The sequence below is a fragment of the Kosakonia sacchari SP1 genome (assembly GCF_000300455.3).
Classification (GTDB): domain Bacteria; phylum Pseudomonadota; class Gammaproteobacteria; order Enterobacterales; family Enterobacteriaceae; genus Kosakonia; species Kosakonia sacchari.
This window is the reverse complement of the sequence record NZ_CP007215.2, coordinates 687421-709846: the sequence shown is the minus strand read 5'-3', so window position 1 is coordinate 709846 and position 22426 is coordinate 687421. Positions and strand designations below refer to the sequence as shown.

Sequence of the window (22426 nt, the reverse complement as noted above, 5' to 3'; positions counted from 1 at the left end):
TCTCCTTAGGGTTTTAATGTGTCGGCAAGCGAACTCAATTCAGGGGTGGTGCGAATGAGATCAGCCACCATCGATGCGACAGCTTCTGCACCTTGTTGCTGGAAATGGGTGGTATCAGGATTGCTGCGAATACCGGAGGTTTGCGTTTTATACCAGGGATAGCGCGGGTCACTGGCATCCACGGCCAGCCAGTAATTCATCCAGTTGCTGGCATGTGCATTGGCGAAATCGATTGTCGCTTTTTCCAGATCGATAAGTGGCACGTGATTGCGTTGGGCGGTCTGTTTGATGGTGTCGATGTAATTCCCGGCAAAGCGGTAACCGGGCTTTTTCACCGTGTAATGAGTGCTGACCACCACATCGTCGACGCCCTGCTGAAAGGCCGTTTTCCCGGCGCGGTTTTTTACCCGCGTGGTTGGTGTAAACAGCACCGGCGTCGCGCCCGCCGCGCGCGCCAGCGTGATATAGCGCTCCAGCGAGTGCTGGAACGACAACAACGGTTCCCCTGGCGGAAACTGCGGATTGCCGCTGGCATCATTGGGATAGGTGCAGAGGTTTTTCACGTCAGCCGCGCCGCGCACTGCTTTATCGCTATCGCAGTTTTGATCGTTATGACCGTGGGCGATAAAGACATAGTCGCCGGGACGCAAATCGCGCGCCATTTGCTGGTACCAGCCTTCGTTGTAAAAATCCCGGCTGGAGCGTCCGGAACGCGCGCCATTAAGCACCACCACGCCGCTATCGGCGCGAAAAGCCTGCTGGAAAACTTGTCCCCACCCCATGCGCGGTAAACGGGTGACTTCGTACGTGGCGGCGGTGGAGTCGCTGACCAGTAAAATCCGCGTTTTCGCGCTGCTGATAGCCTGCCGATCGCGCAGCGCACGCGGCAAATCTAACGGTTCCCACGACCCGTTGTTCTGTAAACCAACAATCGGGCGAAAGGCGCTGTCGGTCAGCACCGCACCACCCGCCTCGCCGCTGTTGTTGTCATAGTTGCGGTTATGGTTAACCACCGACAAAATCCGCGCCATACCGTTGCCGGTGCGAATCGGCGTCTGCACAGGATCGGCAGTTTTCGCATCCAGGCCAGATAAACGCAGCGCGTCGGCCATACCTTGACGAAAGTTAGCCAGTGGTTCGGTCAGCAAACCGGCATTCAGCTTGCTGTTATCACCGCGCTCAACCCATTGCTGTGGGCCGATATAGCCCAACTGACCGGCCACTTCGGAGACCAGTCTGTCGGTAAAGGGGGTGATATTAGCGGTATTGCGACGCTCTTTTTGCAGCGAAATCAGCAACGAGGCCATACAGCGCGCACGCGGCTCATCGCTTCGCAAACATGACTGCGCGGTTCCCGTGCTTTGAATGGTAGAAAGGGTTAACGGCGGCGTGAGGGCATCAACCGCTAGCGAATAGCGTCCGTCGCTGCGCGTTTTGGTGGTAAGGCGCTTGCCTGAACTGTCGGTCACCGTTACCGGAGCGCCCGCCAGCGGCGCGTCGGCGAAAACCGCGCCTTCAAGTATCGTTGCCGCATTCGCCATCGCAGGCAGGCAACAAAACAGCACACTAAGTCCCAGAGGGTATTGCATGGGTCATTCTCCTGAAACTGGTTCTCCCGGTAGGCTGCACCGGTGTAATCGCGCGTTTCTGTTTCTGGAAAATGTGGCCAAGCGTGAATGCCAGCAGGCATTACGGATCAATAAAGGCTTTTATTTTTATGTTGATACAAAACGGAACGAAGTTTTACACATGTAAAAACATTGTTTTGAGATCGGATTCAAGAATATGACAATTGATAAATCAGCCCGCCGTTAACCGGGCTGTATATTCAGCGGGGAATACGCGGGCGCTACCGTTAACCTGCAGGTTGACGTTCATGCCGGGTCGCCAGTCCGGGCGGGTGATGGCTTGTAATATCAGGCGTTCGCCGGTTTGCGAAAAGCGCAGCGTCAACGACGAAAGATAGCCAGCAAAATCCATATCGATAATTTGTGCCTGCGGGTAGGTTTGATGCTCATCACACGGCACCACACTCACCTGTTCCGGACGCAACATAATGCGATGCGTGCCAGAAAGCGCCGGGTTATCTACCGCAACATCGCCAAGCAGGCAGTGCGCACGCCCTTGCGCCACATCGGCAGATAAAATCAGCGCATCGCCCAAAAACAGCGCCGTCTCCTCATCAACCGGTTGCGAATAGACCGCGAACGGCGATCCCACCTGCGCAAAGCGGCCGTGGCGGATCACCACAATCTGGCTGGCGAAGGAGAGCGCCTCTTTCTGATCGTGTGTGACCAGAATGGAGGCGACGCCCGCGTCGGTCAGCAAATCCGCCGTGGCTTTGCGTGTGGCGGCGCGTAAACCGGTGTCCAGCGCCGAAAACGGTTCGTCGAGTAACATCAGCGCCGGTTTCTGCGCCAACGCTCTGGCCAGCGCCACACGCTGCTGCTGACCACCGGAGATCTCATGCGGCCAGCGCGCCGCCAGTTTACTGTCCAGTGACACCATCGCCATTAACTCGTCAACACGGCGTTGCTTCTCATGGCGCGAACCTTTAAGCCCCCAGGCAATGTTGTCCCCCACGTTAAGATGCGGAAACAGCGCGCCTTCTTGCGGTACAAAGCCAATGTTGCGTTGGTGGGCCGGGACAAACTGACCATCGCCAAACAACGTTTTTCCCTGCAGCACGATGCGCCCCCTGTCCGGCATTTCAAACCCGGCGATCAAACGCAGCAATGTGGTTTTCCCCGACCCGGACGGGCCGACAATCGCCGTGCGGCTACCCGCAGGGATCACCAGATTGACATCATCCAGCACGCGCGCAGCGGCAAAGCTTTTCGAAATGGTTGCCAGTTCTAACATCTTAAAGACCCGAAAGTTTTTGTGATTGCTTATACAGCAGGCCGGTCAACGGCAAGGAAATCAAAATCATCAGCAACGCATAAGGCGCAGCCGCCACATAATCGATCTCGCTGGTCAGCGCCCAGAACCCTGTCGCCAGCGTGCGCGTGCCGAGCGGGGAAAGCAGCAGCGTAGCGGTCAGTTCGGTGCTCACGCCCAAAAAGACTAATGCCGCAGCGGTAGAGGCTCCCGGTGCAGCCAGCCGCAGCGTGACGCTCACTAGCGCTCTGCCAGGCGATGTGCCAAGGCTTTGCGCCACCTGCTCAAGCTCGACCGGCGCTTGCGCAATCCCGGCGCGTAAGTTGATCAACGCTCTGGGCATAAACATCAGCAACCAGGCGAGAAACAGCGTCACTTCAGTCTGATAAATCGGGCGAGCGTAATGAATGGTCACGGTAACCAGCGCCAGCGCTACCACAATACCAGGCAATGCGCTGGTGATGTAATTACAGCCTTCGAGCAAGCGGAATACGCGGCGCGGATGGCGCACCGAGAGCCACGCCGTCGGAATGGCGAACGCGGTTGTGATCAGCGCCCCGCAAACGGCCAGAAAAAGAGTCTGGCGCAGTGAAAGCCAGAGATCGGCGCGATGCCAGTTATCGAACCCGCCAAGCCACAACCAGCGACCAAGCACCGCAATCGGCGTACCGAATGACAGCGCCACCGTGCATACCGCCAGCAATAACCCCAACCCGTAACTCCAGCGCCCAAGCGCGCGACGCTGCTGCTTACGCGCTGAGCCTGAGCCCACTCGCGCATAGCGCGCTTTGCCGCGCGCCGCCGTCTCCAGCAGCAGCAACGCCAGGCAGCAGAGCGCCAGCACACCGGCGAGCATGTTAGCGGCCGGGCCGCTGAACGTTGACTGGAACTGATCGTAAATCGCGGTGGTGAAGGTATCGAAGCGGATCATCACAAACAGGCCATATTCCGCCAGTAAGTGCAGCGCCACCAGCAGCGCACCGCCGCAAAGCGCCAGCCGGAGCTGGGGTAAGATCACGCGAAAGAAGATCCGCCACGGCGGGGTGCCAAGCGATGCCGCAACATCCTCAAGGCTGGGGTCGAGGCGGCGCAACACCGCAGCGACCGGCATATAAATAAACGGAAAATAGGCCAGCACAGCGATAAACACCGCCGCAGGTAAGCCGTTAAACGCGGGCAAAACGCTAACCCAGGCATAGCTTTGCACAAACGCCGGGATCGCCAGCGGCGCAACCGCCAGCACGGCCCACAAGCGTCTACCGGGCAGCGACGTTCGTTCGGTGAGCCACGCAAGCGACGTGCCAAGCGCAACGCTTGCGGGTACAGCAAGTGCAATAAGCCAGAAGGTGTTGACGAGCAACTCACCCACACGCGGGCGAAAAATGAGCGCCTGCACCGTCGCCCAGCCGGTATCAATACCGACACCGATGACAAACCCAACGGGCAGTAAGGCAAGTGCTGCGACAAAAAGGGCAAATACCACCAGCACCCGCGAAGGGCGGTGCCGGGCGGCCTGGCGGGCCGCATTGCTTGTCGCCGGGAGACTTAAACTGGACATCAGGCACTCATTCCTGCGTGGTTACAAAAGACCGGCTTCGGTCATTAACTCGCTGACTTTTTTGCTGTTAAGCGCAGAGGGTTCCACTTTCGGTGCGTCTAATTGCGCCAACGGAACCAGTTTTTCATTGGAAGCAGCGCCTTCTCCTACTGCGTATTCAAACGCGGTGTTGGTGCGCAGCATCTCCTGGCCCTGCTTGCCGGTTACCCATTTGATAAACGCCTGCGCCTGTTTCTGGTGTTTGCTGGACGCTAAAACGCCACCGCCAGAAATGCTGACGAACGCGCCCGGATCCTGATGCTTAAAGTAGTGAAGCTGGGTATTTTTGCTGTTCTCGCCGGTTTTCGCCTGATCCACAAAGTAGTAGTAGTGATAAATCACGCCGCCGTCGATTTGCCCGGCATTGACCGCTTTCATCACCGTGCTATTGCCTTTGTAAGGCACAAAGTTAGTTTTCATCGCTTTCAGCCAGTCCAGCGTGGCTTTTTCGCCTTTCAGTGTCAGCATCGCGCTGACAATCGCCTGGAAATCAGCGCCCGAAGGCGACGCCGCCCAGCGGCCTTTCCATTCCGGTTTGGCTAAATCCATGATCGATGCAGGTAACTGCGAAGCAGAAAGTTTCGACGGGTTATACACAAAAACGGTGCTGCGCGCGGCAATGCCAATCCAGCGGCCATGCGCCGGGCGGAACTGAGCCGGAACTTGTTTCAGCGTATCCGCATTGAGCGGCGCAAAAAGCCCGGCATTATCAACCAGTGTCATCGCCGGGGAGTTTTCCGTCAGAAACACATCCGCCGGGGAAACTTTGCCTTCCTGCACCAGTTGGTTACCCAGTTCCGTGTCGCCTCCGTTACGCAGCGTGACTTTGATGCCGGTTTCTTTGGTGAATTCGTCGACCCAGGATTTTGTCAGGTTTTCGTGCTGCGCGTTATAGACCACGATACCGTCGTCGTTGTCGGCGGCGAACGCCGCGGGAGCGGCAAAAACTGAAGAGATGACCAGTGCAAGTGAACAGAGCGGCAAAAAGCGGTTCTTCATCATCATTCCTTTTAAATTATGTGTAATCGTCAGCACATACGAGCCGGGCTGGATTTTAATCGTAGTGGAAATGAAATGAGAATCAAAATTATTATCAAAAGATTGAGTTTGAAATTAAATATCATCAAAAATTAAAAAATGAATTAATCCACCAGCCCGCAATGGCGAGACACTCCAAAGATTAAGACAACCTTAACATGAGGTTAAATGTTTCATATATTATCAATCCAGCGAATCAGACAACCGTGGCTATCTTTTCCGTGAATAACAAATTAACATCAGATTGAGTGGGTTTAATACCAAACATCGCAAAACAACCTGCACAGGTAAGACAAATTATTATGAAAAATAAAAAGATAGATACAATGGCAAAAGTGGCTATGCGCAGCAGGGGATTGTCTGTAAAAGAGAAGCGCGTGCGTTATCAGGGTAAGATATTTACCTTTAAATATGTTTCTGGCCACTATGAAGTCTTTTTCGAAGGCGAAAAAGTGGATGCTATCGAAACCGATAACATCAATCAGGCGATTGCGGATTTTAAAGAAAAACATAACAAAGCGAAGCGCTAAACCACGCTAAAATACCTTTTCATCTACCGTTAACGCTTCAACCAATAAATACCAGCAACCTTATTATACCGGGCGGTATTATTATCGAACCCGGTGCCTCCCCGCCCTTTGTCTGTTCAGATTCCCGTTCAAAAACCCTAAAAATTTCATGGAAATCACCGGGTTATTCCAACATTTTTTACATAAAGCGTTTACATGGTAACGATAATTCATATCATCTTGATAATCGCTATCAACAAATAGCGATATTGCTTGCGGCTCAGGAGGATCAGCGCCGCCGTATTTCTGTTAAATCAGGATCACCATAACAATGAAATATCGTTATCTTTGGGCATTAAACCCTTGTTTATTGATGATGTTTTCCGCTCACGCCTCGGCGGAAGGTCAAAAAGAAGAGACGCTGGTGGTTGCCGCCAGCCGCGCAAACCACAGCGTTACGGATATGGCGCAAACCACCTGGGTCATTGAACAGGCTGACATTGAGCAGCAGGTTCAGGGTGGAAAAGAGTTAAAAGAGGTGCTGGCGCAGTTAATTCCTGGCATGGACGTCAGCAGTCAGGGACGCACCAATTACGGCATGAATTTGCGCGGCCGTTCAATGATGGTAATGGTCGACGGTGTACGTCTGAACTCGTCCCGCAGCGATAGCCGCCAGCTCGATTCAATCGATCCATTTAATATTGAGCGCATCGAAGTGATCTCCGGCGCGACATCGCTGTACGGCGGTGGCAGTACCGGCGGTTTAATCAATATCGTCACCAAAAAAGGCCAGCCGGAAACCGAGGTTGAGTTCCAGACCGGCACGAAAAGCGGTTTTAACAGCCATAACGATCACGACGAGAACATCGCCGCGGCGGTCAGCGGCGGTAATGATAACGCTTCAGGGCGTCTTTCTGTGGCCTATCAGCGCTATGGCGGCTGGTATGACGGCAAAGGCAATGAAGTGATCATTGATAACACGCAAACCGGTTTGCAGTACTCAGACCGCCTGGATGTCATGGGCACCGGCACGCTGAATATCGACGATCATCAACAGTTGCAGCTCACTACGCAGTATTACAAAAGCCAGTCTGATGGTAAGCACGGTCTTTTCCTTGGCGAAAACTTCTCGGCAGTGCGCGGCGTCGGCAACGCGTACAACAAAAGTAACCTTGATTCCGACCGTATCCCCGGCACTGAACGCCACTTAATTAACCTGCAATACGCCAACAGTGATTTCTGGGGCCAGGATTTACTGGCACAGATTTACTACCGTGACGAAAGCCTGACGTATTACCCCTTCCCGACGCTTTCCGGCGGCTCGGTGACCAGCATTGGCGCATCACAGCAAAAAACCGATTTCTACGGCGGCAAACTCACTCTGAACAGCAATCCGCTGGAAGATCTGACATTAACCTGGGGCGTGGACGCCGAACATGAAACGTTCGATGCCAACCAGCAATTTTTCAATCTCAGCAAAGCCGCCGCCAGCGGTGGGATGAAACTGGATAACGCTTACAACGTCGGGCGCTATCCCGGCTACAGCATCACTAACCTCGCGCCGTTCCTGCAAAGCAGCTATGACATTGCGGCCATCACCCTGAGCGGCGGCGTGCGCTACCAGTACACAGAAAACAGAGTCGACGACTTTGTGGGCTACGCGCAGCAGCAAGCTATTGCCACCGGCAAAGCGACCTCGGCGGACGCCGTGCCTGGCGGCAAAACGGATTACAACAATCTGCTGTTCAACGCCGGCATCCTTGGTCACCTGAGCGAACGCCAGCAATTGTGGTTTAACTTCTCGCAAGGCTTCGAAATCCCGGACCTGGCGAAATATTACGGTTCCGGCACTTACAAGCTGGAAAATGGCCACTACCGTCTGGTTAACAGCGTCAACGTGAACGATTCGAAGCTGGACGGCATTAAAGTGAATGCCTACGAGCTGGGCTGGCGCTTCACCGGCGATAGCCTGCGTACGCAGATCGCCGCGTACTACTCGCTTTCGGATAAAACCATCAACATCAACAAAAGCGACATGACCATCAATATTGAAGATGACCAGCGTCGTATTTACGGTGTGGAAGGCCAGGTCGATTACTTCTTTAACGACAGCGAATGGAGCACCGGCGCGAACTTTAACGCCATCAAGTCGCAAACCCGCGTCGATGGCAAGTGGCAGAAACTGACCGTGGATAGCGCCAGCCCGTCGAAAATGAGCGCGTGGGTCAACTGGGCACCAGGCGACTGGACATTACGCCTGCAAAGCACACAGACCTTTGATCTTTCTGACGCCGATGGGAAGCATATTGACGGGTACAACACTGTTGATCTGCTCGGCAGTTATCTTCTGCCTGTCGGTAAGTTGAGTTTTAGCGTTGAAAACCTGCTGGACGAAGATTACACCACCGCATGGGGCCAACGTGCACCGGGTTTATACAGCCCAACTTACGGCGCAGCGGGTTTATATACCTATAAAGGCCGCGGCCGTACTTTTGGCCTGAATTATTCCGTTCTGTTCTGATGAGATCTGCCGCCTGTCTATCAGGCGGCATATTCCGTTTTTATTCACGCCCATTAAAAACGCAAAAAAGCCGATATCCTCAGCCATTATTTTGCTGAAAATATATCGTGTTATTTTTGCCTTAAGCCAAATACATGACTGCGGCGACTCTATTTACCAGCCAGCGACTACGTAATATAAGATATATTGAAACAACAACTGCTAAATATAAGTTCCAGTTAGAGATACCGGATTAATACAGATAACGTTAATAACCCTGAAATAAGACAGGATTTACTTAAGATCTTTATTGCATATCCGTCGGCTCAGATTCGCCCGCCGTTACCTGCTCTTGCTGCACGACCACTTTCGCGTCCAGTTTGTGTTGCTCAGCCACACGTTTCTCTTTCTGCAGCTGCGCCGTGGCTAACTCTTGTTGCGTTACTTTTTTACCTGAAAATGCATCAACCATTTCCGTTCTGCCGTCCGGATATTTAACGATGGTCACCAGCCGTCCGCCGAATTGCGGAATACCGGTCATCGCCAGTGAATAATCAATTTCATGATTTTCCACCTTTTTCTTTTCCTGAACCTGCTGCTCGGCTTTTATCTCATTGCTGTGTTTGTGCTTTTCTGCGCGGCTGGAGAGCGTCACTTTGGTGCTCTCATCATGCGAAGCGCTATTTGCCGCGCCATTGTCCGTATGAGCCGCCGATTTATGGTTTGTGTTTTCTTTTGTTGTGGCAAGGTGCGGGCTTGCCTGAATCGCCTGAATCTCCTGCATCATTATCTCCGCTATCAATGACCAGATATTCCGCCAAATGACTCTGCCTGAGCCGAAAAAAAGATCCTCATAACGATTATCGACAGGCAAAAGAAACAGATTAATAACAAATAGCGCTGAAGCAGGATGATTTACATACAAAAATTAAATAAGCACTCGATATTTAATAAAGTAATAATTTCACTTAAATCAGTTGTATATTAAAAAATATACGTTAAGTCAGGGTATATAATTAAAAGCAGAAGCGCCGTCCATTTTTATCACTAAATTTTAACAAACGAATTTCCATGTCAGCGCGCAACGTTTTAACGCTCGCATCAGCAAAATAACGCAACCGCTTCGCTGCTTAACCGCATCGGCAGCAAAGCGCCTTTCCCCTGCCTGCGGCATGCTGCTACTCTTTGAAACGCGAAAAAAATAGTAAATATCAGGAGTGAAAATGAGCCAACAACCGCTACATGCCGCCCCGCTCAGTTGGGGTCACGGCCCACGTACGTTCGAGGTATTTATCGAACCTACTTGCCCTTTTTCTGTACGTGCGTTTAACAAACTGGACGCGCTGCTACAACATGTCGGCGAGGATAACGTTACGGTGAAAATCCGTCTGCAATCACAGCCGTGGCATCTGTTTTCCGGTGTGATTATCCGCTGCATCCTCGCGGCATCGACGCTTGCGGACGGCAAAAACGCCGCGCATAAAGTACTGCAAGCGGTTGCCGATCATCGCGAAGAGTTTGAATTTACCGACCATTGCAGCGGCCCGAATATGGACGCCACGCCGCAGCAAATCATTGAACGCATCGAACAGTACAGCGGTGTACAACTGGCAGAGGCTTTTGCTCGTCCGGCACTGCAAACCGAGATCAAATGGCACAGCAAATACGCACGCCAGAATGGTATTCATGTTTCGCCAACCTTTATGGTTAACGGGTTGGTGCAGGCCGACCTCGGTAGCGGCGACGACATCGAGGTCTGGGCGCAACGTATTCTCGCCTGAGACGACTGCTACACTGCTTTGCAGGCGCTTAACTTCCTCAACACATCAACGAAAAGGCAGGCCAAAATGTCAGACAACTATCAGCCCCCCAAAGTCTGGACGTGGGATAAATCCGGCGGCGGCGCGTTTGCCAATATCAACCGCCCGGTTTCCGGCCCAACGCATGACAAAGCATTACCGGTCGGCAAACACCCGCTACAACTCTATTCGCTCGGTACGCCGAATGGCCAGAAAGTCACCATTATGCTGGAAGAGTTACTGGCGAAAGGCGTCAGTGACGCAGAGTACGACGCGTGGTTGATTCGCATCGGTGAAGGCGATCAGTTCTCCAGCGGTTTTGTCGAGGTTAATCCGAACTCCAAAATCCCGGCGCTGCGCGATCACAGCACCACCCCGCCGACGCGAGTGTTCGAATCCGGCGCGATCCTGCTCTATCTGGCGGAAAAATTCGGTCACTTCCTGTCAAAAGATCCGGCTAAACGCACCGAAACGCTGAACTGGCTGTTCTGGCTGCAAGGCTCCGCGCCTTTCCTCGGTGGCGGTTTTGGTCACTTCTATAACTATGCGCCGGTGAAGATCGAGTACGCGATCAACCGCTTTACCATGGAAGCCAAACGTCAACTGGACGTGCTGGATAAGCAACTGGCGCAGCACACGTTTGTTGCCGGGGATGAGTACACCATTGCCGATATGGCCATCTGGCCGTGGTACGGCAACGTGGTGCTGGGCAATGTCTATAACGCGGCGGAATTCCTCGACGCGGGCAGTTACCAAAATGTCCAGCGCTGGGCGAAAGCCATTGCAGAGCGCCCGGCGGTGAAACGTGGGCGCATGGTTAACCGCACCTTCGGCGAGCCGAGTGAGCAACTGCATGAGCGCCACGACGCCAGCGATTTCGACACGCAAACCGAAGATAAACGCAACGCCTGATCTTGCCCTCCGGGCGGCATTCCGCCCGGTTTCTCCCGCCATTCACCACACCTTCTGCTCTTTTTTTCACACCATATTTACATAACCGAAATAACTCGTAAGAATGCCTTTTATTTACCCGTAGCCCGCCAAATGTCTGAAACCGCGTTAAAACAGCAGATCCAGAATCTGAAGAAGCACAACGCCCGGCTGGTGCGGATCGCACGCGATGCGCGCAATAAACTCAGCGCCGCGCTCGACGGCACCGGGCTGTGTTTGTGGCAACTGGATGTGCCCAGCGGCAAGCTCATTATCTTTAACCGCCGCTGGGGTTCGATGCTTGGCTATCAACCCAAAGCGCTGAGCGCCCATTTTGATGTCTGGCGCGAACACCTGCATGAAGATGACCGGCAACAGGTGCTGGATGCGTTTTATGACCATTTGCACGGCAAGACCCCGTTTTACGAAGCGTTGCACCGCATGCGGCATAAAAACGGCACCGTGACCTGGGTGCTCGATCGCGGTCGCGTCACCGATCGGGACGCCAGCGGCGCGCCGCTGAAAGTGACCGGCACGCACATTGATATGACCAAAGAGAAGCAGTACGAAGAGCAACTGGCTCTGCTTGCAAACCACGATCCGCTGACCGGTCTCGCGAACCGCCACGCGCTACTGCAACACTTTGCTGAACTCAAACTCACCGGGCCGTTGTGCGTCGCGTTTATCGATCTCGATGATTTCAAAGCGGTAAACGATACATTCGGCCACCGCAGCGGCGATGAGTTGCTGATCCAGCTCAGCCAGCGCCTGCGCGCTGCCTGCCCGGAGGGAACCGTCATCGGGCGGCTTGGCGGCGATGAGTTTGTCTTGCTGCTGCCCTTTGCGCTCAGCAGCCTGCTGATTAACAGCACGGCGCATAGCTGTTTGCGCGCCATACTCAGCCCCTTCGAGCTGGATAATGGCGAGGCATCGGTGGGTGCATCGATAGGCATTGATGAAGTGCAACGCGGGGATGATTTCGTTAATGCGCTGATGCGCGCCGATCGCGCGATGTACCACATTAAGCACACCGGGAAAAACGGCGCGGCTCTCGGCAAGATCCTGATTTCGCTCTCGCCACGGCATGAGGAAACACCATGAAGCAGGCGCGCCAGCAAGCGATTCTGCAGCTTCTCACCAGCCAGCACAGCATTACCACCCAGGCGCTGGCGGCGCAGTTGAATGTCAGTATTGAAACCATTCGCCGCGATCTCAACGCGCTGCAAACGGCGGGGAAAATTGTGCGTCGCCACGGTCTGGCGCGCACGCTGCATGATGGCGGAGAACCGTTTCGCACCCGACTAAAAAGCCATTACGCGGATAAAGCCGACATCGCCCGCCACGCACTGAACTGGGTAGAAGCCGGGATGACGCTGGCGCTGGATGCCAGCTCCACCTGTTTTCATCTGGCGCGGCAGTTACCGGATATCCCGTTGACGGTGCTGACCAACAGTTTGCCGGTGTGCCAGGAGATGGCGCGGCGCGAACAGATTGAGCTTATCTGCTCGGGCGGCCGACTCGCGCGCACAGAGCGCTGCTACGTGAACCCGGCTCTCGCCAGTCTTCTGAAATCGCTGGAGATTGATCTGTTTATCTTCTCCTGCGAAGGGGTAGATGCACGCGGCGATATGTGGGATTCCACCCGCCACAATGCGGCGTTCAAAGCCCAGCTGTTACGCCGGGCGCAGCAATCATTGCTGTTAATTGATAAGAGTAAATTCTATCGCGCCAGTGAAGCGAAGATCGGCAATTTATCACAGGTCACACAGATGGTGACAGACGCCAACATCGACGCGCTTCAGCGCTGAGGAGCAAACGCTTCGATTTCCATGTTGCGCAGCGCTTCCAGCGTTGCCAGCGCTTCGTGTTCATCAATCACGCTCATGGCGAAACCGACATGCACCAGCACCCATTGTCCCAGCAATTCACGCGGTGAATCCTCGCACACCAGCGCGATATTGACGTCGCGGCGCACGCCGCACACATCGACCTGCGCCAGTTGATGAAAATCATCGCCAACGGCCACCACCTGACCCGGTACGCCTATACACATCGTTGCTTTACTCCACTTCGATACTTTTGATCTGCACACCGTCGCTGCGCTCAATATGCAGTGTCGGGCAGTGGCAGAGCGGGCATTCATCGTGCCGCTCGGTTTCCACCGTCTGGCTACAGTTCCAGCACCAGGCTTGCGCCGGCTTATGCAGAATATGCAATGTGCAGCCCTGCGCCAGCGTCTCGCGGCAGGCGATATCAAAACCAAACCGCAGCGCGCTCTCTTCCACACAGGCCAGCGCGCCCACTTCCAGCCATACGCCCGTCACACGCTTCGCGCCATTTTGCCGCGCCTGCTGTTCAATGATCTCCACCGCGTTCTGGCACAGGGATAACTCATGCATGCGCTTTGTCCCGCAGCCCTTGCAGCAACGCGCGACGGCTTAGCGCGGCATCGGTGACCGGCAACGAGAGCGCCATTTTCAGGCAGTTATCGGCAAGCGCGATGCCAGCATCAACAGACAATTCCCGATCCAGCGGCGACATTAGCGAGCAGCTCAGGTATTGCCCCAACGCGGGTAATTCGCCGACGGTAAAGGTCATTTCGCCATAAGGCAATCGCAGCCCCAGCCGCTGGCTCACCGGGCGGCGAGGCCAACACTGCTGCGGGCCGGGATAGATTTGTACGCTCAGCATCCACGGCGTCAGCACGCAGCCCAGCCACTGTTCTTCAAAGCGGGTGAACGGCGTGACATACACCGGCATGGTTGCATGGACAAACGGCAGACCATGCATCTCCTGCTCTGCAATCGTCATAAAGGCCGCCTGCACTTCGCGGTGCGGCGAAATGTCGAACCCCATCACCTCATCCTGCATGTTCGGTCTCTCGTAAAACAGGCTCCACGCCGGATTCACGCAGTGCCGCCAGCACGGCCTGTAGCGCGGTATCCAGGCTCGCCTCCACCAGCGGCGTCATGCCGATATGCGGCTCCAGCGAGGACGGAATAACACCAATCAGCGTCAGTTTTTTCGGAAACTCCCCGGTAAAACGCAGCGCCGACAGCACATCCGATAACCCCAACTGGTGCGGCGAAATTTTATTGCTGAACAACGTTGGTACTTCGTCATCACGCAGGCAAATTACTGCACCCGGCTCGCTTTTGCGGCTGACCACCGCATCGGCGATGATCAGATGATCGCGGTTAGCCATCGCCTCAAGCAGTTCCATACCTGCCGTGCCGCCATCCAGCACCTCAACATGCTCCGGCAGGCGGTAACGCTGTTCAAGCGTTTCCACCACCCGCACGCCAATCGCTTCATCGGTGAGCAAAATGTTGCCCACGCCTAACACTAAAATCGACATCACAGCACCTTCACCGACACCACATCGTTGCCATCGGCATCCACCACGTGTACCGCGCACGACATACAGGGATCGAACGAGTGAACGGTGCGCACCACTTCCAGCGGTTTTTGCGGATCGGCGATTGGCGTCCCCACCAGTGACAGCTCGTACGGCCCGGCGTCGTCGTTGAAGTTACGTGGCCCGGCGTTCCAGGTTGACGGCACTACGGCCTGGTAGTTATCGATTTTGCCGCCTTTGATAACGATCCAGTGGGAGAGCATGCCGCGCGGCGCTTCAAGGAAGCCGACACCTTTAAACTCGCCGCTGGTCGGGATCTCCGTATGGGTGATAGTTTGCACATCGCCTTTACCGATATTGTCTATCAGTGCCTGATACTGCTGCTGCAACACCTGATGTAACTCGCAGGCATGCACCGTGCGGCCGATAATGCGCCCCAGCGTAGAGTGCAGTTGCTCCACCGCTACCGTTTTGCCGGTGAGTTTCTGGTAAATGGCGGTGATATCGTGCAATTTCTCCGTCGTTGCCGGGTGTTTCGCCGCCAGCTTGCAGAGCATATTGGCGAGCGGCCCCACTTCGACCGTTTTGCCGTAAAAGGTGGGTGATTTAACCCAGGAATATTTGCCCTCTTCCTGCCAGCCGGTGTACTGCGGCAGCGTAGTACCCTGCCACGGCTCCTGCGGCGCGTCGTCTTTATACCAGGCGTGTTTCGCGCTCTCCTGAATGCCTTTGATCAGGAAAGGATCGGTGTGGGTGTTGATTTCCCGGTAGGTCGTAAGATCGGCATTTTCGATGTATCCGCCAGCGAACAGGAAGCTGCCGTTGTTGGCATCGATGGGGAATTCTGGCGCGCTCAGGTAGTTCACCGCGCCTTTACCCAGCGTGAGCCATTCCGGGTAAAACGCCGCAATCACCGCCGTGTCGACTTTATAAACCTGCTCGATAAACCCTTCCAGCTTGTCGATAAACGACTTGAGGTACATCAGGCGTTCAAGGTTCAGCACTTCGATGCCATCAAGATTGATCGGGTTGGCAACCCCGCCCACCGCCAGATTCTGAATGTGCGGCGATTTACCGCCAAGCAGCGCGACAATGCGGTTAGCGTCGCGCTGACACTCCAGCGCTTGCAAGTAGTGGGCGACGGCAATCAGGTTTACTTCCGGCGGCAACTTCATTGCCGGATGTCCCCAGTAGCCGTTGGCAAAAATACCCAATTGGCCGCTGGCGACCAGCGCTTTGATCTTATCTTGCACCGCTTTAAAGTCGTTTTCGCTGTTAAGCGGCCAGTCGGAAATCCCCTGTAACAGCGCGGCGGCTTTCGCCGGGTCGGCATTCAACGCGCTGGTGATATCGACCCAATCGAGCGCCGAAAGCTGATAGAAATGGACGATATGATCGTGAATCGAGTGGGCGGCCAGAATGATGTTACGGATGTACTGGGCGTTGCGCGGCACCTTCACCTCCAGCGCACTTTCTACCGCCCGCACCGAGGCGATGGCGTGGATTGTTGTACAAACGCCGCAAATGCGCTGCATGATTATCCATGCGTCGCGCGGATCGCGGTTTTTGACAATCTCTTCCATCCCGCGCCACATGGTTCCTGACGACCAGGCCTTTGATACAACGCCGTTTTCAATTTCGCAATCAATGCGTAAATGACCCTCAATACGGGTGACCGGATCAATGGTGATACGTTGACTCATGCTTTACTCGCCTCATGTCGCGCAGATGTTTTTAACGGAGGAATAATCGGCAACAGACGTATCAGTAAGATGTACGCACAGACTTCAATTGCCACAAAACCGATGGAAATCAATAACTCTTCCGCTGCCGGGAAGTAGTGGTAGCCGTTGCCGGGATTAAAGGCCAACAGCGAATAAGAGAGCCGCCACAGCGCACAGCCGAGCAGCATGCTCAACGCGCCCAGGAACAAAAAGCGGGAATCACGACGCAGACGCGGCGCGCGCAGGATCAGCAGCGGCAAAGCCAGCAGCGCCATTTCCAGCCAGAACATCAGGCTGTAAAAATCACCAGCGAAGGCGTACTGCCATTTGTCACGCCACGTGATCTCTCCCAACCGCAGCACCAGGAACAGCGCTAACAGCACACTCAGGATGTTGATCAATTTGCTAAACAGACGTTTTTCATCCGGCCCGTTACCGCGCAGGCTGGCCTGCATTAAGGAGCCTTCGAAAATGACAATCGAGAAGCCCATAATAAACGCGGTCAGCAGCGAGAAAACCGGCAGCATTTCATAGCTCTGCCACAGCGGGTAAACCTTATATCCGGCGGCAATCATCAACGAACCCATCGACGACTGGTGCATGGTCGGCAGCAGCGCGCCAAGCGCGATGATGAAAAACATCACTTTATTGAGACGGCGCAGCGAAACCTTCCAGCCGAGCCTTTCCAGCAGTGCCGGGGCGAACTCCAGCGCCATCACGCCGATGTAAATCGTCATACAGACCGCGGTTTCAAACAGCACTGAATTGACGTTGAAATGGCCGGGAATATAGAAGTAAGGCAGGTTCCAGTAACGCCCGACATCAATGGTGATGGACAAGCCGCCCAGCGAATAACCGAACAGGCTGCACAGCAGCGCCGGGCGCACCAGCGGGTGATAGTCGCCCCGGTTAAAGACATACACTGCCCACGCCAGCGCCCAGCCGCCACAGGCAAAGCCGGTGCCGATCAGCAAGTCAAACGCAATCCAGATCCCCCACGGATAACCTCCGTTCAGATCCGAGACCGATCCGAGCCCGAAGATCAAACGCTTGAGGATAAAGATCGCGCATAGCACGATCAGCGGGGCGAACAGCAGCACCGGTTTACTCAGCAGTTTGCCGCCCATCGCTTGTGGATCATGACTCATGATCGCCTCCGTCATGCTTGTCCCGCGTATTGCGGCGCACCAGTGCCGTTAACCCCGCCAGCACGGCAAGCGGCAACATCATGCCTTTGTACACCGTGTGCTGAACATGCTCGGAACGTGCGCCGGTTGCCAGGTCATCCAGCTCCGGCAACCCCAGTTCCTGATAAGGAACGCCGGTTAGCACCAGCACCTGCGTGCCGCCGCCCTCTTTCTCGCCGTACAGATGCGGGTAGTAGCTGGGCACGTTATGCAGATAGGTATCGTTAGCGTTCAATGTCTGGCGCGGGTAGCGGTATTCAGAGCCGGGTTTCATCGCGAGACGTTTTTTGGCTTCGGCGAGCAGTTCTTCGCGCGTGCCGAAAATTACCGCGCCCGCCGGGCACACTTCCACACAACCGGGCAGTTCGCCGTTATCCAGGCGCGCCACGTCTTTCTGGTTACAGAGTTCGCATTTATGCAGTGCGCCGAAGGGGTTGTTGTAGTCATACTTCGGCACATCGAACGGACAGGCGACCATGCAGTAGCGGCAACCGGTACAGACGCTGGCATCGTAATGAACAATGCCGGTTTTGGCGTCTTTTTTCAGTGCCTGCACCGGGCAGACGGAAACACAGTTGGCATCCACACAGTGCATGCACTGCTTTTTGATATAGGCGTAGCCGTCGCGCAGCTGGTCTTTGTTTTCCCCGCTGCCGCTGTGCCAGACCTGAATAATGTTGTTGGTATAGGGCGAAAGTTTGTCGTTATTCGACCAGGTTTGCTCGCCCTGTGGGTTGCGCTGCGGCGTGTTAATTTGCTGGCAACGCGTCACACAGGCCTGACAACCGACACAGAGCGTGGAGTCGTACAACATCCCCAGCGCGCCGGGAATCGGCGGGCGGTTTTGCGCAGCGGCAAAACTCGCGGACGATCCCCCACCAGCAGCGCCCCGCCGGACGCCACCTTGAGAAAATCACGTCTGTTCACGGCTAGTCTCCCTGTGAATCCGTGTCGTTTTTCTTCTGCTGGCGACCCAGTTCACGCACAGTCATCACGCCGACACCCGCCACCAGGCCTACGACGCCGCCCAGCAAACCGACAGCGCTTGCCGACACGGTACCGCCCTCTTTCAGGTTGACGTCTGGTTTCTCGGCGCGCGGCGTCGGGTTATCCACATGCGCAAGCTGGGAGATGCCTTTGTGAAAACCAACCCCCTCTTCGTTGCAGCCATAGCATGGGTGACCAATGGCAACCGGCCAGACACCGCCCACATCGCAAAACTGCAACGTTGAGCAGTTGCCCCAGGTTTCCGGGCCTTTGCAGCCTAAGTGATACAAGCACCAGCCTTCGCGATGCCCCTGATCGCCATATGCTTTCGCAAAACGCCCGGCATCAAAATGCGGCCGACGTTCGCAGTGCTCATGAATCAAGCGCCCATAGGCAAAGCGGGGACGGTTTTTGGCGTCAAGCGCCGGAGGTTTGCCGAAGGTGATGATATGCGCCACGGTGGCAAGAAAGTTTTGTGGGTTTGGCGGGCAGCCGGGAATGTTAATTACCGTTTTGCCAGGCAGCACATCTTGCAGGCTGACTGCGCCGGTCGGGTTGACGCCCGCCGCCGCCACGCCGCCCCAGGCGGCGCAGGAACCAATAGCGATAATCGCCGCCGCGTTTTCCGCCGCTTTACGAATATGGTCGACAATCGGTTCGCCGGCGACCATGCAGTAAACCCCGCCGTCTTTCATCGGAATCGAGCCATCAACCACCAACACGTACTGGCCTTTATACTGCTCCAGTGCCCGGTGTTTATTCTCTTCAACCTGGTGACCAAACGCGGCGGAAAGCACTTCGTGGTATTCCAGCGAAATGGTTTCCAGCACAAGGTTTTCTACGGTGGGGTGCGTCGCGCGAAGCAGTGATTCAGTACAGCCTGTGCACTCCTGCGCGCCAATCCAGATGACGGGTGGACGCTGAGGATGGCTGACCGCTTTGGCCATTTCGGCAGCGGCCTTACCGCTTAACCCCATGGTCGCCGCCAGTGCAGCACACAGTTTCATAAAATCACGACGGCTCACGCCATGAGACGCAAATTGTTGGTTCTCTCCTGCCATTTATTGTTATCCCTTAGCCTGGACTAGGATTATTCTCCACCTATTTGGCAGATGAATGCTGCGATCGCCCCGACAAATAATCACATAAAAAACAAGGGTATTATGCAAAAAGCCGGAGAGTGTTGCAGTAGTCACAGAAAAACGAGGGGTTTAGGGGCACAAAACGGCAAAAAAAATGAAAGTCACCCTCGACAAAAGTGACCTTCACAAAAGAGAACGGCATTGTGAGCAAAGCTTATTTTTAGATTTCGAGGCGGTAACCCGCCATAAAAAATCGGATCACAGTGCTGGAGTGACTCTCGCGAAAGAAATCCATCACCATATCCTTATCCAGCCCGTAGCGACGCGTAAGAATGCCAGCTTCCCACGCGCTGAGTTGACGATCGCCCGTTTTTTCAAACATACGATGCGAAAACCCGAGTACAAAACCACGCTTATAGTCCGGGCAGAAATGCGCCACGTTACTGGCGCTGTCCGCCTGTGCCGCATTCAGCCCGGCCATCAAGCCTTTACCAAAATGGTTGTCCATCGTTATCACCCCCACAAACGATATATAAAAAATTATATAACGATCTTTCGTGGCGGTGATAGCGCTGATTAAAACGCGACCCACTCATCCGAAGACGTTGCCGCTTTACGCGGTGCTCCGCGTGATAAATCCGGTTTCACCAGTGCGGTAGCCGCAGGTTTCTGCTGCTCGTCACTGGAAAGGCGGAACTGCTGCACGGAACGCTGCAACTCTTCAGTCTGGCGCTCCAGCGCTGCGGCGGCGGCGGAAATTTCCTCCACCAGCGCGGCGTTCTGCTGCGTTACGCTGTCCATCTGGGTAATTGCCACGCCCACCTGAGAAATACCTTTGCTCTGTTCATCCGTCGCAGAAGCAATCTCTTTCATAATGGTGGTCACTTCTCGCACCGCACGCAGAATGCTTTCCATGGTGGTGCCGGTGTCATTGACCAGTTTCGCGCCTTTCTCTACGCGGGAAACAGAATCCGCGATTAGCGTTTCGATCTCTTTCGCCGCGCCGGCACTGCGGCTGGCGAGGTTACGAACTTCACCCGCTACCACCGCGAAACCACGACCTTGCTCACCCGCACGCGCAGCTTCCACGGCGGCGTTAAGCGCAAGAATGTTGGTCTGGAAGGCGATGCTGTTAATCACGTTGGTGATTTCGGCGATTTTCTTCGAGCTGTCAGAGATGCCATCCATTGTGCTGATGACTTCTTTTACCAGCGCGCCACCTTTGCTGGCGGTGGTCGACGCCACTTCTGCCAGTTCGCTTGCCTGGTTGGCATTATCCGCGTTCAGTTTTACCGTTGAGGTCAGCTCTTCCATGCTGGCAGCGGTTTGTTCCAGCGCGGCGGCCTGCTCTTCCGTGCGGGAAGAGAGATCGTTATTACCGGTGGAGATCTCGGACGCGCCGCGCCAGATATTCTCGCTGCCATGGCGGATGCTGCTCACCGCTTCACGCAGGCTATCCTGCATGGCTAACAGCAGCGGGATCACCTGACCCACGCAGTTACGTCCCATATCTTCCAGCGGCTGGCTGAGATCGCCCTGCGCCATCAGACCGAAGTGCGCACGAATACGGTTCAGCGGTTTCACCAGCATGGCGACCAGATAGCGGTCGGTGAACAGCAGAATTAACAAGCCAATCACCATCGCTGTAATAATCGCGACACGCGTGGTGCTGGTGCGCGCATCAACCATCACGCGCGTTTCATCCAGGCTGTTGCTGGCCGCTTTATTAAAGCTTTCCGTCGCCGTACCGAAGCTGCGGCTCAAACCCGGCGTGACATTATTGGCCTGCTGGCGGTACGCGTCCGGCGTACCTTGCTGTGCCAGTTGCATCTGCGGAGTTACCCCTTGATCCAGCAGCGCCTGCCAGGCGGTAATCACTTGTTCGGATACTTTAGGATCCATCGGGCCTGGCGATACGGCTTTAAACTCCGTCAATTTACGCGACATGGTATCCAGCGCCTGTTGCACTGGTGCCATATCTGGCGTGCCACCCGCAGCTTTGGCTTCCATTACACGGCTAAGACGGGTAACGAATCGGAAGTACTGATCATTACCCTGGCTAAGAAGGGTCATTTGCGTCACAAGCTGACGATCAACTTCATTGCCATCAGCGACTTTTGACAGAGAAAAAACGCTATACAAGCCGACGCCAGACCATAGCACGCCGAAGATCCCGAGGATCACCAGCATCACGGCTCGTATAGTAAAGTTACGAAGCATATTCATAATATTGTCCTTGCGGTAATGGTGCTTTCTCGCCTGCGGGCGAGAGTTATCTCCATTTATCGGCAAGGTGCGGAAAATATTAAATGTCCGCCCAAAATTTTTTGTATGAAAACAGCGTTGACCTTTTCTCTTTCTTCTGCCACTTAAGTCGCTGTCAAAACGATTATTCTGCTAACTTTATTTCACCGTAAATGCGGTTGATGCCGACGCAATACGTTAACTAATAACAGCATAACACACTAATACTGAACGATATTTTCATTTAATATTTTATTATCAAAACGACCATAAATATGGCAACAGTAAAGACACCCAATTATTAAACCATTGTGCCATAAAATTAAAAACAATAATTAACAAATAAAGATGGCATTAGGTAACGATATAAAAAGCACGCTTTAACATAGCGAGAATGGTTATTATCGCCATTTGAAAAACACCGATAAATATCACTAATCATTCGCTGAAAAAGTTAAAAAAATAAGAGTTAAGCAAGCTTTAAATGCTTGTGAAGTGATGTTAAAAAAGATGTTTTTTTATGCAACACAACCCGATACCCAGGCAGATAATGATACCGGGCAACATGTTAAAACCCAATCAGATTAAGGC

Annotated in this window: 20 protein-coding genes and 1 pseudogene; 6 read left to right on the top strand and 15 right to left on the bottom strand. The window is 54.4% G+C overall.

The genetic code is table 11. The annotated features are described in order from the left end of the window. Positions 1-5: 5 nt before the first annotated feature. The 4 genes from C813_RS26415 to C813_RS26400 form a co-directional block, all read right to left on the bottom strand. Entirely contained in the window at positions 6-1589 is a 1584-nt protein-coding gene (locus tag C813_RS26415; protein ID WP_017457510.1) for a rhamnogalacturonan acetylesterase, read from the bottom strand. Between the two features lie 211 nt (positions 1590-1800). Continuing rightward, a complete protein-coding gene (locus tag C813_RS26410; protein ID WP_025263836.1) occupies positions 1801-2862 on the bottom strand; it encodes an ABC transporter ATP-binding protein in 1062 nt (353 codons plus the stop codon). A 1-nt stretch (position 2863) separates the two neighbouring features. After that, positions 2864-4438, bottom strand: coding sequence for an ABC transporter permease (locus tag C813_RS26405; RefSeq protein WP_017457507.1), 1575 nt, complete (start codon positions 4436-4438; stop codon positions 2864-2866). A 21-nt stretch (positions 4439-4459) separates the two neighbouring features. Then, positions 4460-5476, bottom strand: coding sequence for an iron ABC transporter substrate-binding protein (locus tag C813_RS26400; protein ID WP_017457506.1), 1017 nt, complete (start codon positions 5474-5476; stop codon positions 4460-4462). A 341-nt stretch (positions 5477-5817) separates the two neighbouring features. Here C813_RS26400 and C813_RS26395 point away from each other — a divergent pair, with 341 nt between their 5' ends. Continuing rightward, positions 5818-6045, top strand: a complete 228-nt coding sequence (locus C813_RS26395; protein ID WP_017457505.1) for a hypothetical protein — start codon at positions 5818-5820, stop codon at positions 6043-6045. Between the two features lie 310 nt (positions 6046-6355). Then, complete coding sequence (locus C813_RS26390; RefSeq protein ID WP_017457504.1) at positions 6356-8545, top strand: TonB-dependent siderophore receptor; 2190 nt, start codon at positions 6356-6358, stop codon at positions 8543-8545. Positions 8546-8831: 286 nt separating this feature from the next. Here C813_RS26390 and C813_RS26385 read toward each other — a convergent pair whose 3' ends face one another. Further along, complete coding sequence (locus C813_RS26385) at positions 8832-9311, bottom strand: hypothetical protein (protein WP_231942994.1); 480 nt, start codon at positions 9309-9311, stop codon at positions 8832-8834. A 436-nt stretch (positions 9312-9747) separates the two neighbouring features. On the opposite strand from C813_RS26385, the gene C813_RS26380 reads away from it, so the two are divergent. The 4 genes from C813_RS26380 (at position 9748) to fucR (ending at position 13061) form a co-directional block, all read left to right on the top strand. Beyond that, on the top strand, positions 9748-10305 hold the full coding sequence (locus C813_RS26380) for a DsbA family protein (protein ID WP_017457502.1): 558 nt from the start codon (positions 9748-9750) through the stop codon (positions 10303-10305). Between the two features lie 66 nt (positions 10306-10371). Then, entirely contained in the window at positions 10372-11235 is an 864-nt protein-coding gene (gene yghU, locus C813_RS26375; protein WP_017457501.1) for a glutathione-dependent disulfide-bond oxidoreductase, read from the top strand. Positions 11236-11367: 132 nt separating this feature from the next. Then, on the top strand, positions 11368-12354 hold the full coding sequence (locus C813_RS26370) for a sensor domain-containing diguanylate cyclase (protein WP_017457500.1): 987 nt from the start codon (positions 11368-11370) through the stop codon (positions 12352-12354). Beyond that, entirely contained in the window at positions 12351-13061 is a 711-nt protein-coding gene (gene fucR / locus C813_RS26365; RefSeq protein ID WP_017457499.1) for an L-fucose operon activator, read from the top strand. The genes C813_RS26370 and fucR overlap by 4 nt, the downstream gene beginning before the upstream one ends. On the opposite strand, the gene hybG is transcribed toward fucR, so the two are convergent. The 10 genes and pseudogenes from hybG to C813_RS26315 all read right to left on the bottom strand — a co-directional run bounded on the left by hybG (position 13052) and on the right by C813_RS26315 (position 21817). Next, complete coding sequence (gene hybG / locus C813_RS26360; RefSeq protein WP_017457498.1) at positions 13052-13306, bottom strand: hydrogenase maturation factor HybG; 255 nt, start codon at positions 13304-13306, stop codon at positions 13052-13054. The genes fucR and hybG overlap by 10 nt on opposite strands. Before the next feature lie 7 nt (positions 13307-13313). After that, positions 13314-13652: a hydrogenase maturation nickel metallochaperone HypA gene (gene hypA / locus C813_RS26355; RefSeq protein WP_017457497.1), complete on the bottom strand. Its 339-nt coding sequence runs from the start codon at positions 13650-13652 to the stop codon at positions 13314-13316. Further along, complete coding sequence (gene hybE, locus C813_RS26350; RefSeq protein WP_025263835.1) at positions 13645-14124, bottom strand: hydrogenase-2 assembly chaperone; 480 nt, start codon at positions 14122-14124, stop codon at positions 13645-13647. Before hybE ends, hypA begins: the two co-directional genes overlap by 8 nt. Then, positions 14114-14611 (bottom strand): HyaD/HybD family hydrogenase maturation endopeptidase, encoded by a 498-nt coding sequence (locus tag C813_RS26345; RefSeq protein ID WP_017457495.1) that lies wholly within the window; start codon positions 14609-14611, stop codon positions 14114-14116. Before C813_RS26345 ends, hybE begins: the two co-directional genes overlap by 11 nt. Then, entirely contained in the window at positions 14611-16314 is a 1704-nt protein-coding gene (gene hybC, locus C813_RS26340; protein ID WP_017457494.1) for a hydrogenase 2 large subunit, read from the bottom strand. The genes C813_RS26345 and hybC overlap by 1 nt, the downstream gene beginning before the upstream one ends. Then, the gene (gene hybB / locus C813_RS26335; protein WP_017457493.1) at positions 16311-17483 is read right to left on the bottom strand and encodes a Ni/Fe-hydrogenase cytochrome b subunit; all 1173 of its coding nucleotides are present in this window, start codon (positions 17481-17483) and stop codon (positions 16311-16313) included. Before hybB ends, hybC begins: the two co-directional genes overlap by 4 nt. Further along, a pseudogene (hybA, locus tag C813_RS26330) lies at positions 17473-18449 on the bottom strand (hydrogenase 2 operon protein HybA). Before hybA ends, hybB begins: the two are co-directional and overlap by 11 nt. A 2-nt stretch (positions 18450-18451) precedes the next feature. Then, the gene (gene hybO, locus C813_RS26325; RefSeq protein WP_017457491.1) at positions 18452-19570 is read right to left on the bottom strand and encodes a hydrogenase 2 small subunit; all 1119 of its coding nucleotides are present in this window, start codon (positions 19568-19570) and stop codon (positions 18452-18454) included. Between the two features lie 241 nt (positions 19571-19811). Further along, entirely contained in the window at positions 19812-20099 is a 288-nt protein-coding gene (locus C813_RS26320; RefSeq protein ID WP_025263833.1) for a DUF2623 family protein, read from the bottom strand. Between the two features lie 68 nt (positions 20100-20167). Then, positions 20168-21817, bottom strand: coding sequence for a methyl-accepting chemotaxis protein (locus C813_RS26315; protein WP_017457489.1), 1650 nt, complete (start codon positions 21815-21817; stop codon positions 20168-20170). Positions 21818-22426: the final 609 nt, after the last annotated feature.